Annotated in this window: 11 protein-coding genes; 10 read left to right on the top strand and 1 reads right to left on the bottom strand. The window is 46.1% G+C overall.

Annotated features, from left to right (window positions below; translation table 11 throughout):
* Positions 1-17: 17 nt before the first annotated feature.
* From L3C95_RS05780 to L3C95_RS05825, 10 genes are all read left to right on the top strand, one after another.
* Complete coding sequence (locus L3C95_RS05780) at positions 18-2,213, top strand: hypothetical protein (RefSeq protein WP_236385838.1); 2,196 nt, start codon at positions 18-20, stop codon at positions 2,211-2,213.
* 161 nt (positions 2,214-2,374) lie between these two features.
* Positions 2,375-4,048, top strand: coding sequence for an ABC transporter ATP-binding protein (locus L3C95_RS05785; protein ID WP_236385840.1), 1,674 nt, complete (start codon positions 2,375-2,377; stop codon positions 4,046-4,048).
* Between the two features lie 294 nt (positions 4,049-4,342).
* Entirely contained in the window at positions 4,343-5,482 is a 1,140-nt protein-coding gene (gene atpB / locus L3C95_RS05790) for a F0F1 ATP synthase subunit A (protein WP_236385841.1), read from the top strand.
* A 45-nt stretch (positions 5,483-5,527) separates the two neighbouring features.
* Positions 5,528-5,809: an ATP synthase F0 subunit C gene (gene atpE / locus L3C95_RS05795; RefSeq protein WP_012788904.1), complete on the top strand. Its 282-nt coding sequence runs from the start codon at positions 5,528-5,530 to the stop codon at positions 5,807-5,809.
* Positions 5,810-5,926: 117 nt separating this feature from the next.
* Positions 5,927-6,421, top strand: coding sequence for a F0F1 ATP synthase subunit B (atpF, locus tag L3C95_RS05800; protein ID WP_236385842.1), 495 nt, complete (start codon positions 5,927-5,929; stop codon positions 6,419-6,421).
* A gap of 96 nt (positions 6,422-6,517) precedes the next feature.
* Positions 6,518-7,078, top strand: coding sequence for an ATP synthase F1 subunit delta (gene atpH, locus L3C95_RS05805; RefSeq protein ID WP_236385843.1), 561 nt, complete (start codon positions 6,518-6,520; stop codon positions 7,076-7,078).
* Positions 7,079-7,165: 87 nt separating this feature from the next.
* Entirely contained in the window at positions 7,166-8,743 is a 1,578-nt protein-coding gene (atpA, locus tag L3C95_RS05810) for a F0F1 ATP synthase subunit alpha (protein WP_247813050.1), read from the top strand.
* A gap of 186 nt (positions 8,744-8,929) precedes the next feature.
* Entirely contained in the window at positions 8,930-11,080 is a 2,151-nt protein-coding gene (locus L3C95_RS05815) for a carboxypeptidase-like regulatory domain-containing protein (protein WP_236385844.1), read from the top strand.
* A gap of 54 nt (positions 11,081-11,134) precedes the next feature.
* Positions 11,135-11,782 carry a hypothetical protein gene (locus L3C95_RS05820; protein WP_236385845.1) on the top strand — a complete coding sequence of 216 codons (648 nt, stop codon included), beginning with the start codon at positions 11,135-11,137 and terminating at the stop codon, positions 11,780-11,782.
* 179 nt (positions 11,783-11,961) lie between these two features.
* Entirely contained in the window at positions 11,962-12,813 is an 852-nt protein-coding gene (locus L3C95_RS05825) for a class I SAM-dependent methyltransferase (RefSeq protein WP_236385846.1), read from the top strand.
* A 74-nt stretch (positions 12,814-12,887) separates the two neighbouring features.
* On the opposite strand, the gene pdxA is transcribed toward L3C95_RS05825, so the two are convergent.
* On the bottom strand, positions 12,888-13,952 hold the full coding sequence (gene pdxA / locus L3C95_RS05830; protein ID WP_236385847.1) for a 4-hydroxythreonine-4-phosphate dehydrogenase PdxA: 1,065 nt from the start codon (positions 13,950-13,952) through the stop codon (positions 12,888-12,890).
* Between the last annotated feature and the right edge of the window lie 52 nt (positions 13,953-14,004).

Here is a 14,004-nt window from a genome sequence, read left to right on the forward strand (position 1 = left end):
AAAGCATATTTATATTAATGAAAAGAATTATAACTATTATCTTATTACTGGTCTCCCTACAGGACCTGCTCTATGCACAAACGCAAAAAGTTGAAATACCTATTGGAAGAATTGGTTTCCATGATAACATTGACAAAGAACAGGCGGCAGCCCTGAAATTTGATGGCAAGGCGGACGACCTGGTACGTGTGTCAGACGACCAGACCATCAACCTGCAGGTGACCAATGCGCTGATCAAACAGATCGACGATATGCAGACCCAGATCGAGCTGGATTCTGCTTTGGACCATCGTTTGAAGATCAAATATCTTTCAGGCCTGTATGTCATGATCCATGACTATAATATCAAGCGTAGCTACCGGAGGATTGCGCCGGAAGAAGCGCCATCCATGGTACAGGCTTATCGCGATATGATGAAGGCCGATATCAAAGGGGGCAGCATCCTGCCTTATGTACAGAATTTGTCGTTTGATGCAGGCGAGCGGATGATAGAACCTTTCCGCGACAATCCCGGCTATAAGGATGCCCGTGGGGTGTTATTTGCAAAATATGCGTTCAATAACCTGGGTACTGTGATGACGCAGATAGGCAATTACCTGGAGTATCCGGCTACCGATTCAGTAATAGCAGCGGTTGCCAGGAAATATCCCAACCAGGTACTGACTTATGCCACTTCCTATACGCCGGTAGCTACCGCTATCAAAAAGAACCAGGACCCGATCGTACAGCTGATCGTTCAGATAGGTAATTCAGGACAATCTACGCTGATACTGCCATTCATTGATGAACTCATGGCCGGCACTACAACGGTGGAAAAGCTGTCTACCATTGTCGATAATGAAGACATGTACTTCAAACAACTGGTGAAAAGTGCAATCAGGTTACAGAGCCGTAAGAATAACGGGGAAAACATCATTGGTCTGAAAGCCATGATGGAGAACCTGCAGGCGCGTTCCCTTCATTACATCCGCGAAATAAATGACCTGCACGAAGAGCCGGCAAATGTACGTTTCCGCATCGTAAAAGACTTTACACCTGAAGAGCTTTATTACCTCATCATAAATGGTCAGGAAGAACTATATACTTCCAGTTATACCAACCACAGTAATGCAGGTATTTATGATCAGATGATGGCGCGAATGAAACCGCCGCGCGGAGACAGTTTGCTTATGCTGGTGGAATTTGACAGGTTCAAGAAGTTCATTGCGATGGCGGCAGGCTTCAATACGCTGGACAATTTCCTGAAGTCCATGGCTCCGGAGAATGCGAACTATCTCATGAAGAAATATGTGAGCAGCCTGGAAAAAACGGAAGATCTGGAGGATGCAGTAGACGTAGCCAACTCTTTCGGTAGTATCCGTGATCCAAAACTGCTGGCTTTCCTGCGTGAAGAGGTACAGAAGAACTACATCTTCGTATCCCGTAAGAAAGAACGAAGAGGTACGGTGATCTATGAACTGCTCGGAAGCCTGTTTGATACGGAAACGGAAAAAAGCAGCGATTCTTCAAAAGCCAGCCAGATGGCCGCGAAGCTGCAGCTTCCTCCTATTAACTTCGTGACTTATAACGCATTGCTAAGCGATAGCGGCATGGTATATCAGCAGGTATTCTTCTATGGTGACAAGGACGGTCATGACTCTTATGTAAGTTTCATGAGCAACTTCCCTGCTGGTGAATGGAAGATCAGTAAGAATAAATATTGGACTACGATCCAGTCTACCAAAGGCAAACCGGTGACCATTTATGCTAACCTGCCGCTGGAAGAGCCGGCTGATAAAGAGGCTATTCAGAAACTGAGTGAATACCTGGATGAGAATGATATTCATCCGACTGTATTCATTCACCGTGGTCATAGCTATCATGTGAATACAACCCTCGACAACCTGCAGAGTTCAGCTAAGATAGTGGTACTGGGGTCTTGCGGTGGCTATCATAACCTGGCTATTGTACTGCAGAAATCGCCGGAGGCACATATCATTTCTTCCAAACAGGTAGGAACCCGTTTCGTCAATGAACCTATCATCCGCACGCTCGATGAAACCATCCGCAGCGGTAAAAATGTCGACTGGGTACAGATGTGGGCAGCTCTGGGTAAACGCTTTGCGGGAGATGCGCGTAATAAGGAGCTGTTCAGCGACTACGTGCCACCACATAAGAACCTGGGAGCTATCTTTATCAAGGCCTACAAACAGATCATGAAAGAGGATAAGTAAACGAATTATGAAATAAAGAAAAAGCCCTCCGGCAACATTGCCGGAGGGCTTTTTCTTTATACTTTTGTAAGGTGGAAAATACAGCGGTCAAGAAGGTTTTTGATATTAGCTTATTAAGGAGGATATTCACTTTTGCAGTTCCATACAGGCGCTCGTTCTACATGTCGATGTTCCTGACGGTGTTACTTGCTGTTATATCGCCTATGAGGCCATACCTGATACAGCTAACAGTAGACAAATATATTGCAGGTCAGCTGATACAGATGCTGATCATTGTTACTGGTATCCAGGTGCTGTTGCTGCTGCTGGAAACAGTGATGCGTTTTTACTTCTCCTATCTCACCAACTGGCTCGGACAGTCGGTGATAAAAGATCTCCGGGTCACTGTTTATAAAAAGATCGTACATCTTAACCTGGGCTTCTTCGACAAAACAGCGATCGGTACCCTTACTACCCGTACTATCAATGATATTGAGGCTATTAACGACGTTTTCTCTGAGGGATTGATTTCCATCATAGCTGACATGCTGATGATCATCGCCATTCTCGTGGTAATGTTTGTGGAAGACTGGCGGCTAACACTGATCAGCCTTTCTCCTTTCCCCGTACTGATCATTGCGACCTATATTTTCAAGGAAAGCGTAAATAAGTCTTTTTATCGTGTAAGGAATGCAGTATCGGCACTGAATGCGTTTGTACAGGAGCACCTGACCGGCGTAGTGATCGTACAGGCGTTTACCGGAGAAAAAAGGGAATACGCCCGTTTCCGTCAGATCAACAAAGAGCATCGCACTGCTAACATAGACGCTATTTTTGCTTACTCCGTATTCTTCCCGGTTGTAGAAATTATCCTGGCTATTTCTCTTGGTCTGATGGTGTGGTGGGGCGCCAATAAGGTGCTGAATTATGAGGTGACCCAGGGAGTGATGATCGCTTTTATTATGTACCTGAACATGTTATTCCGTCCGCTGCGTATGCTGGCAGATAAGTTCAATACATTGCAGATGGGGATGGTAGCAAGTGAGCGTGTGTTCCGGATCATGGACAGTGATGATCATATTGCTGATACAGGCACTAAGGATGCTGCGGACATGAAAGGCGCTATTACATTTGATCATGTTTACTTCGCATATAAGGATGCGGAGTATGTGTTAAAGGACATTGACTTCGCTGCCCGTCCGGGTGAAACCATCGCTATTGTAGGGCATACCGGGTCGGGGAAAACGACCATTATCAGTATCCTGAACCGTCTGTATGAAATACAGAAAGGCCGGATCCTGATAGACGGTACTGATATTAAGGATTATTCATTGTCCGCCCTCCGTAGCAAGATTGGAGTGGTGCTGCAGGACGTATTCCTGTTTGCCGGCTCTGTATATGAAAATATAACGCTTCGTAATCCCGCTATTACAAAAGAACAGGTAGAACAGGCTTCCCGGTTGATAGGAATGCATGAATTCATCATGCAATTGCCGGGAGGTTATGATTACCAGGTGATGGAACGGGGGAGCACGTTGTCTTTGGGACAGCGGCAGCTCATCTCTTTTGTCCGCGCCCTGCTGTATAATCCTTCTATTCTGATCCTGGATGAGGCTACTTCTTCTGTGGATACAGAGTCTGAAATACTGATCCAGCATGCCATAGACAAGCTGATCTCCGATCGTACCTCTATTATTATCGCACACAGGCTATCTACCATCAGCAAGGCCGATAAGATCATCGTACTGGATAAGGGAGAGATCAGGGAGATGGGAACACACGAAGAATTGCTGAAACTGGGCGGATTTTACCAGAAGTTACATAGCATGCAATTTAAGCCAACGGGGGTTATGTGAGCTGGTGAGCTTCCTGATGTAAAGAGGGCGCAGCTAACAAGCTGTTAATCAGGTGTATATTCCATGCAGATATCCGTGACAACTTACAACCGGACGCCTTCCCCAATATGAAGGATTTCTTCAATCTGATTGTAGCCGTTGAGCAGAAATATGTTTCATTTAAGTAAATAATTCAATATGTTATGAAGGGGAGGGGCCGTATTTTACGGTCCCTCTTTAGTTGTACATATTTTTTGTAGTCGCTTACCTTTTTGATAATAAAACTGCTATCTTTGCGCAAAATTTCAGAAAGCGGTGATTTCCTACAATCTGTCCAAATATAGACTGGTAGCCCTTATTGTTGCACTTAGCATAAGCGGTTTTAGTACGTTTGCGAATACTTCGGAATCTCATGAAGAGGAGAAGAAGGGTTTTGACGCCAAGGAAGTGCTTCTTGGTCACGTAAAGGACGCCCATGACTGGCATCTGTTCAGCCTGGGAGAAACGCATGTTACTCTTCCTCTGCCTGTTATCATTTACAGCCAGGATAAAGGAATTTCCGCCTTTTCGTCTTCCGCTTTTCATCATGGTCATGAGCCTCATGAAGGTTATCGCCTGGTAAACAAGCATTATCGTGAGGAAAAAGGCCTGGAAGAGGCTAAATATCCTGACGAGCGGATCATTGCGGTAGACGCGAATGATAATCCTACCGGTGCAGAGATCTACGATCTGTCCATCACCAAGAACATCACTTCTATGATCCTGGCGGCTATTCTGCTGATCTGGCTGATGATCAGCGTAGCAAAAGCCTATACTACCAGAGGTGCCAAGAAAGCGCCGAAAGGTATGCAGAGCCTCCTGGAGCCGGTGATCATCTTCATCCGTGACGAGGTGGTAAAACCAAACATCCCTGGTTTGAGCGCTGAGCGTTATACGCCATTCATTCTGACTATTTTCTTCTTTATATTGATCAATAACCTGTTAGGACTGTTGCCAGGTTCAGCTAACGTTACCGGTAACATTGCGGTGACTTTCGCCCTGGCCCTGATCAGCTTTATAGCTACGATGGTCAGTGCAAACAAACATTTCTGGGGACATATCCTGAACCCACCAGTTCCGGGATGGGTGAAACCAATCCTGGTCCCTGTTGAGATCATTGGTATCTTCACCAAGCCTGTTTCCCTGATGATACGACTTTTCGCCAATATCCTGGCTGGTCACATCATTATCCTGAGTATTATTTCCCTGGTGTTTATCTTCGGTTCTCTGAACAAAGCGGCGGGATATGGTTTCTTACCGATCACTGTGCTGTTCAACATCGTGATGATGATGCTGGAACTGCTGGTAGCATTTATCCAGGCGTTCATCTTTGCCAATCTGACTGCTGTGTTCATCGGACAGGGTATGGAACAGCCACATCATGATCATCATGATGCTGGTCACGGGCACCATTAATTAGTATAGGACAAATTAGTAATCAAATATAAATACACATTCATTATGGCAATTTTAACTGTTTTATTGCAGGCTGCTCCTGAAGCTGCTGCAGCTGCTGCTGCTTCAGCAGGTCTGGCTAAGGCTGGTGGTGCTATTGGTGCTGGTATCGCTGCTATCGCAGCTGGTATCGGTGTAGGTAACATCGGTAAAAGCGCGCTGGAATCCATCGCTCGTCAGCCAGAAGCTGCAAACGACATCCGTGCAAACATGATCCTGGCTGCGGCGCTGGTAGAGGGTGTTGCCCTGTTCGGCGTTATCGCTGGTCTGTTGGCAGTAGTGCTGTAAGGCTAAACTTTTTACTGCATCCGGCGCACAGGGCAAAGGATGCAGTAATGTTTTACAAAGGATGTGTATCCGGATTGCTTATCAAACAACTTGCGAACCAAATAAATTTTCATAATCATGGATCTGTTGCAGCCCGCGTTAGGCTTGTTTTTCATTTCATTACTCATATTCATTATTGTATTCCTCATCCTGAAGAAATTTGCGTGGAAACCAATTCTGTCCACGTTGAAAGAAAGGGAAACCTCTATTGCTGATGCCATTGCATCTGCAGAAAGGGTGAAGGAAGAAATGGCGCAGATGAAAGCTGAACATGAGCACGTACTGGCAGAAGCAAAAGCTGAGAGAAGCAAGATTCTGAAGGAAGCAAAAGATGCTAAAGATCAGATCCTCAGTGAAGCGAAAGCACAGGCGCAGCTGGAAGCTAAAAAGATCATCAGCGAAGCTTATACTGCTATAGACAACCAGAAAATGGCTGCTCTGACAGATGTTAAGAACCAGGTGGGTAAACTGGTGATAGAGGTGGCAGAAAAGGTGTTACGTAAAGAACTGTCTGACAAGACAGCTCAGGAAGGTTACATCAAAGAACTGGCTGGAGAAATCAAATTAAACTAAAGAGATAGGCTGGCAAGCCGGAAGCTACAGGAGATAGATGACAGGATTGTCTTTCCTCTGTAGCTTTCCCCTTGAAAAGCCAAAAGATATATAAATATGCAGAATCCCCGTTTAGCATCCCGGTATGCAAAATCTCTGGTAGATCTGTCCTCTGAAAAAGGGCAGCTGGAAGCGGTAAATGCCGACATGCTGTTCATGCAGCAACTGTCTAAAACCAATCCAGACGTTGTTGCGCTGCTGAGAAGCCCAATTGTTAAGCCTGACAAGAAACAGCAGATCCTCGCTGCCATCTTTGAAGGCCGTACAAACGCTATCACCGCTGCTTTCGTGAAGCTGCTGGTAGCAAAGGGAAGGGAAGGCAACCTGCCGGAAATTGCACAGGAATTCAGTAGGCAGTATGATGTATTGAAGAACATCAGCAAAGTGAAGATCACGACCGCTGTTCCACTGGATGCAGCAGTACTGGATCTGATCAAGAACAAAGTACAGGCCGGCACAGATAAGCAGGTTAAGCTGGAAGCAGCTGTAAATGCTGACCTGATCGGTGGTTTTGTACTGGAAACTGATAACAAGCTGTTTGATGCTTCCGTACTGCGCGATCTGAATGATATCAGAAAACAGTTTGCAGAGAACATCTACGTACCTGCACTCAAATAAGACAATTCACAGCAGCCGCTGCGTACACGCAAAGCTGTTGTCGTTATATTTAATCATTTTAACGACCTTTTATAAAAAGCATACATTATGGTGGAGATAAAACCTGATGAAATTTCGGCGATATTACGCCAGCAACTAAGCAACTTCAATGCTGCTGCCGACCTGGAAGAGGTAGGTACTGTATTGCAGGTGGGAGACGGTATCGCTCGTATATATGGATTGAACAACGTTGGTTATGGAGAACTGGTAGAGTTTGAAAATGGTGTTAAGGCCATCGCACTGAACCTGGAAGAAGATAACGTGGGTGTGGTATTGATGGGTGAATCAGGAGAGATCAAAGAAGGTTTTAAAGTACGCCGTACCGGCCAGATCGCTTCCATCAAAGTTGGTGAAGGCATGGTTGGCCGTGTTGTAAATACTTTGGGAGCTGCCATCGACGGTAAAGGCCCTATCACTGGCGAACTGTATGAAATGCCACTGGAACGTAAAGCTCCGGGTGTTCTGTTCCGTGAACCAGTAAAAGAACCACTGCAGACCGGTATCAAGGCTATCGATGCCATGATCCCTATCGGCCGTGGTCAGCGTGAGCTGGTGATCGGTGACCGTCAGACCGGTAAGACCGCTATCTGTATCGACACCATTATCAACCAGAAAGAATTCTTCGACGCTGGTAAACCAGTTTATTGTATCTACGTAGCAGTAGGCCAGAAAGCATCTACTATTGCAGGTGTAATGAAAACCCTGCAGGAAGCTGGCGCTATGGCTTATACTACCATCGTTGCGGCTTCTGCTTCTGATCCTGCTCCGCTGCAGTTCTACGCTCCATTCGCTGGTGCTGCTATCGGTGAATTCTTCCGCGACACCGGTCGTCCTGCCCTGATCATTTATGATGATCTGTCCAAACAGGCCGTTGCTTACCGTGAAGTATCCCTGCTGCTGCGTCGTCCTCCTGGCCGTGAGGCTTATCCTGGTGACGTATTCTACCTGCACTCCCGCTTACTGGAACGTGCTGCGAAAGTGATCAGCAAGGATGAAATTGCTAAACAGATGAACGACCTGCCTGAGTCTATCAGACACCTGGTAAAAGGTGGTGGTTCCCTGACAGCATTGCCTATCATCGAAACACAGGCCGGTGACGTATCTGCGTACATCCCAACCAACGTGATCTCCATTACCGATGGTCAGATCTTCCTGGAATCCAACCTGTTTAACGCTGGTATCCGTCCTGCTATCAACGTGGGTATCTCTGTAAGCCGCGTAGGTGGTAACGCTCAGATCAAATCCATGAAGAAAGTAGCGGGTACGCTGAAACTGGACCAGGCACAATACCGTGAGATGGAAGCGTTCTCCAAATTCGGTGGTGACCTGGATGCTGCTACCAAAGTGGTACTGGATAAAGGTGCCCGTAACGTGGAAATCCTGAAACAGGCCCAGTTTGCTCCATACTCTGTGGAAAAACAGGTCGCAATGATCTACCTGGGTACCAACGGTTTGCTCCGTGAAGTGCCTGTAAAGAATGTAAAAGCATTCGAAGAGGCTTTCCTGCATGAAATGGAAGTGCGCCTGCCAGAAGTACTGGGCGAATTCAAGAAGGGTAACCTGCCTGAAGACGGCCTGAAACGTATGGTAACACTGGTAAACGAACTGAAACCAAGATTCGCTTAATCAGCATACATCTTTTTATCTAGCTCACCGGTTTCGCCGGTGAGCTTTTTTTATTCCTTATCTTTACGTCAATTCCTGCCGACAAATCCCCTGTTTTTACCGACAATCTTCCCTGTCTTTACCTTTTATGGATTGAAAAGGGACGAGGGTACGAGTAGTTTTGTTTTGTTAAATATCAAATCCCCCATGAAACAACTTAACCTGATTCTGGTTACATTATTCTTACCGGTGTGCATGATGGCACAGCAGCGCATTACCGGTAAAGTTACTGATAGCAAAAAGCGCCCTTTACAAGGGGTAAACGTTGCTATAAAAGACAGCTACGATGGTGCTACCACTGCCGCCGATGGCAGCTTCTCCTTTACCACTGATGCGAAAGGCGTTCAGTATATTACTGCTACCCTGCTGGGGTATTCCACCCAGGAACAAAAGGTGTTCATAAGCGGAGCCTTAGAGGTGAATGTGATCATGCGTAATAATATCAATGATCTGAAAGTGGTAACTATCACCGCTGGCAGTTTCGAAGCCAGTGACGAGGGAAAGACCACCGTACTGAAGCCACTGGATATTGTAACCACGGCAGGTGCGGGCGCAGATATTGTCAACGCGCTGAAAACCTTACCGGGAACGCAGCAAACCAATGACAGGGAAGGGCTGTTCGTACGTGGGGGAACCGGTTACGAAACGCAGACCTACATAGATGGCATGATGGTGCGGAATCCTTTTTATTCCGGTCTTCCCGATCAACCCGGCCGTGGCCGTTTCTCCCCCTTCCTGTTTAAGGGTACTACCTTCAGCAGCGGTGGTTATTCTGCCCAATATGGACAAGGACTGTCTTCTGCGCTGATCCTCGAATCGACCGATCTGCCCCAACGTTCTTCTTATTCACTGGGCGCCTCTGTGATTGGAGTAAGCGGTGGACTGGAAGAATTATCCAAAGATAAAAAGGGCTCGTACGGCATTGAAGCCGACTATACTAACCTGGGGCCTTACCTGGACGTGCTGAAACCCAAATTCAGGTTCAGCGCCAAACCTGTGATAATGGGTGCTTCTGCCAATTTCCGGAGGAAGACTTCAAAAACCGGTATGCTGAAATTCTATGGATATGCGAATAAGACGCATATGGGAACTATCCGTCCAAGTCTGGAGCTGCCTGGTTATGAAGAGCAGTTTGAACTGAAGAACCATAATATTTACACCAACCTGACATATAAGGAAAGTCTGGGTAATGACTGGAAATTTAACGCCGGCCTGTCTTACAGCGTGAATGTTGATAAGATAGATCTGGACACGCTGAATAAGAGTGAGCCGGCCAAAATAAAGAATCAGTCAGAACTGGCGCAGGTGAAAGCGATGCTGACCAAAGGACTTGGACAGTACTCCCTGCTGCGTTTTGGTGGCGAGTACCAGTATGGCGTGGAAAAATCTGCCTTTAACAGCTGGCCGGCAAACTATGTAGATAACTATGCAGCAGGGTTTGTGGAAGGTGATATTTATGTTACTCCGAGGCTGGTAGGCCGTTTTGGAAGCCGCGTGGAATACTCTTCCAGAATAGATAAGGCCAATGTAGCACCGCGCGTGTCACTGGCATATAAGCTAACTGGCCTGAGCCAGGTGTCTTTTGCTTACGGCGATTTTTATCAGAAACCGGAACAGCAATACCTCCGTTTTAAACCGGATCTGGGATATATGAAGGCCACACATTACATTGCTACTTACCAATGGGTAGCCAAAAACTATACATTACGAGTAGAAGCCTTCTACAAGAAATATCATGACCTGGTTAAAACCAGCCCTGATACTACCACAACCGGAACAGGCTACGCAAAGGGTATTGAGTTGTTCTGGCGCGATCGTAAAACGATCAGAAACGCAGATTACTGGATATCTTATTCCTATCTGGACACAAAGCGTAATTACCTGAACTATCCTTCCGAAGTGCAACCTGATTTCGCTGCAAAGCATACCTTCAGCGTGGTGTATAAGTATAATATTCCTGCTATCTCCACCAACTTAGGTATCACATACACCTTCTCATCAGGAAGGCCGTATTATAATCCAAATCTGCCGGAAAGTAAGTTCATGTCTGAGAAAACGATGACCTATAATTCTATCGGATTAAGCGCCAGCTACCTGACTTCCATCCGTAAGGCATTTACCATATTTGTATTATCAGTATCCAATGCGCCGAATTTCAGGCAGGTATATGGCTACCGTTATTCATCAGATAAATTGCGCAGACAGGAGATCGTGCCCAATATTCCGCGGTTCATTTACCTCGGGATGTTCATGAACTTCGGAATCGACAGAAGGCAGGATGTCATCAATAATTTATAGCCCATTCTAGAACCGTTATTATAAAACCACAATTAACACTTAAACACTTTTACAATGAAGCGTATTTTGTTTTCCATTTGTCTGTTCGTAGGCCTTGCATCGGCGTCTATGGCCCAGAGTGCTCAATATGAGAGCGTTATGACTAAGAATGTTACTGCGCTGGATGACTCCACGAACTTTAACCCCGACAGACTACTCGAGATTGGCAACACCTTTGAACGTATCGGTGCAGCAGAAAAAACACAGTGGCTGCCTTTTTATTATGCCAGTTATTGTTATGTGATGAGTGCATTCATGCAAAGGGATAATGATAAAGTAGACGACCTGGCAGATAAGGCAGCGGTAAATATTGAGCAGGCGGAAGCCGTTAGTCCGAAAAATGATGAGATCAATTGTATCAAATCACTCATTGCCAGTGCACGTATCCGCGTAGATCCACCTGGCAGAGGTATGAAGTATGGCATGGAATCAGCCGAATTATTAGCGCAGGCCAATCAGCTCAACCAGGAAAATCCGAGAGTGTACATGCTGCAGGGACAAGCGCTGTTCTATACACCGGAACAGTTCGGAGGCAGCAAGACTGAAGCAAAGAAGAAATTTGAGATTGCGCTGCAGAAGTTCAGCACGTTCAAGCCAGCCAGCAGCATTGCTCCTCATTGGGGAGAAGCGTATACCAAAGGATTATTAGCGCAGATAAAATAACAGACCGGAAATCAGGCATCATGAGCCAGGGATTGACGTGGATTATCTTCCCGTTAATTCCTGGCTTTCTCTTTTAGTTCAGTCCACCCTGCAATACGATATCAGTTATTCGGATTACCTTTAATCAGACGTGTTAACAAATTAACCCCGTCATCTGTTAACCTTGAAAAGTAAATTCCATGAAAACTGGTGGTGTGAACAAGCTGAGCGTCGCGTCCACTTCTGCACTGGTACTGACCTATGTCAAAAGTTTGTATGAAGAAGGACTGGGAAGAGATTATCTTGCCCATATTGATTTTAGTCAGGTAAAAAATCTGGCCGATGAATTAAGCCGTATTACTCCCTTATTCCGCGAAGCATTATTACTAAGAAAAAGAATGATCAGGTATCTGATCAAACAACTGATGATCCAACATCCCCGTCAGCAGGTGTGTATTCTGGCGGCCGGGCTGGACCCGCTTGCCTTGCAGCTGACAGAATATTTTCCTGAACAGCAGCTTGCCAGTATTTATGAAGTGGATAGCGCTAATATGCGGGAGAAGCAGGAAATATATGCTGCTATTTCTTTCCATGATGAAAGATTGCACACGTTGCAGGCTGACATTAACAATACTCATCAGCTGATGAGTACATTGATCGACGCCGGGTATGATCCGCAACAGCCTGCGCTCATTATATTTGAGGGCATCATACATTATATTTCTGAGGAACAGTTCCTGAGCATCATGCGAAATTTCTGTTCAAGAACGAAAGCGAATGCTGTGGTCATGGATTATATGGTGCATGCGGAAGGACTGCCGGTGAATTCGACCTCAAAGGCGGAAGAAATGCTGGATACCATGGAGAGTTATATAGGCAGTCGTTTACAGCAATTCAGCCGCAAAAAGATACAGAACCTGTTAACGTTACTGGAGGCTGACCAGCTGGATATATATGACATGCAGGCTGCAGAATATGTGCTTAACGGACAGAATAAGATCTATCGCGGGGAAAGGAAGGGCTTACTGGAGATTATCTCCTTTCATATCTAAATCTGATTGTAAAGAAAAAGGGAGCGCTGTTTCATACCGGCGCTCCCTTTTCTTTATCATATGATTTTAACTGACTATTCAGAGGCCAGCTCTATTTTCTTCAGTGGATTGCGGGTATTTTCAGCATATGTTTCTCTTTTTTCCAGGATGTCCAGACAGGTAAAGATAGCCTGGCGGAAAGAGTTGGCATCTGCCAGGTTTTTACCGGCGATGTCAAACGCAGTACCGTGGTCGGGGGATGTACGTACGATAGGCAGGCCGGCTGTATAATTGATACCGCTGCCGGTAGCCAGTGATTTGAACGGGATCAGTCCCTGATCGTGGTACATTGCCAGTACGCCGTCGAACTGGCTGTGCATGTCACGTGCAAAAAAGGCGTCGGCGCTATAAGGGCCGAAGGCGAGAATACCTGTGTTTTTCGCCTGCTGGATAGCAGGAATGATCTCTTTGATCTCTTCCTGTCCTATCAGGCCGTCATCTCCGGCGTGCGGGTTCAGGCCCAGCACGGCGATACGGGGTTTGTCAATCCCGAAATCCCTGATCAGGCTTTCCTTCATCATCTGCAGTTTAGCCAGTATATTTTCCTTTGTTACGTATCTGGAGATCTCTGCCACCGGCACGTGTTCAGTGAGCAGACCTACCCGCATGTTTTCAGCGGTCATGAACATGAGCACATCTTTTGCTTCAAAGGCGTCGCGCAGGTAAGGGGTATGGCCGGTGTAATTAAATTGTTCGCTCTGGATGTTCTTTTTATGGATAGGAGCGGTGATCAGGCCCTGGATGTTGCCTTCTTTCAGGCACTCAATAGCAGCTGCCAGTGAGCGGGCTGCATATTTTCCGCCTACTTCATTGAGAATGCCAGGGGTGATCTGTACTTCTTCCTCCCAGCAGTTGAAGACGTTCACCTGTTTGTGGTTCAGACGGGTGAAGTCTTTGAGGCTCTGGTAATTGAAGTTGTTTTCATTCATCAGCTTTCTGTAGAAGTTGATGGTTTTATTGGAAGCAAATATCACCGGGGTGCAAAACTCCAGCATTCTGTTGTCTGCAAAGGTTTTGATGATGATCTCTGCGCCGATGCTGTTGATATCGCCGACAGTAATGCCGATTACCGGTTTATTTGTGTGGGTGTTGCTACTCATGTGTATTTGAGAATAATGGGCAAATATAAGAATAATAGCCGGGAAGCTGTAC

It is taken from the genome of Chitinophaga filiformis (assembly GCF_021646545.1).
In the GTDB taxonomy this organism is placed as follows: Bacteria; Bacteroidota; Bacteroidia; order Chitinophagales; family Chitinophagaceae; genus Chitinophaga; species Chitinophaga filiformis_A.

What these genes read in the sequence shown, in the direction of transcription:
- L3C95_RS05780 (WP_236385838.1), top strand. Translation starts at nt 18, where the DNA reads ATGAAAAGAATTATAACTATTATCTTATTACTGGTCTCCCTACAGGAC.
- L3C95_RS05785 (WP_236385840.1), top strand. Translation starts at nt 2,375, where the DNA reads ATGTCGATGTTCCTGACGGTGTTACTTGCTGTTATATCGCCTATGAGG.
- atpE (WP_012788904.1), top strand. Translation starts at nt 5,528, where the DNA reads ATGGCAATTTTAACTGTTTTATTGCAGGCTGCTCCTGAAGCTGCTGCA.
- atpF (WP_236385842.1), top strand. Translation starts at nt 5,927, where the DNA reads ATGGATCTGTTGCAGCCCGCGTTAGGCTTGTTTTTCATTTCATTACTC.
- atpH (WP_236385843.1), top strand. Translation starts at nt 6,518, where the DNA reads ATGCAGAATCCCCGTTTAGCATCCCGGTATGCAAAATCTCTGGTAGAT.
- atpA (WP_247813050.1), top strand. Translation starts at nt 7,166, where the DNA reads ATGGTGGAGATAAAACCTGATGAAATTTCGGCGATATTACGCCAGCAA.
- L3C95_RS05815 (WP_236385844.1), top strand. Translation starts at nt 8,930, where the DNA reads ATGAAACAACTTAACCTGATTCTGGTTACATTATTCTTACCGGTGTGC.
- L3C95_RS05820 (WP_236385845.1), top strand. Translation starts at nt 11,135, where the DNA reads ATGAAGCGTATTTTGTTTTCCATTTGTCTGTTCGTAGGCCTTGCATCG.
- L3C95_RS05825 (WP_236385846.1), top strand. Translation starts at nt 11,962, where the DNA reads ATGAAAACTGGTGGTGTGAACAAGCTGAGCGTCGCGTCCACTTCTGCA.
- pdxA (WP_236385847.1), bottom strand. Translation starts at nt 13,952, where the DNA reads ATGAGTAGCAACACCCACACAAATAAACCGGTAATCGGCATTACTGTC.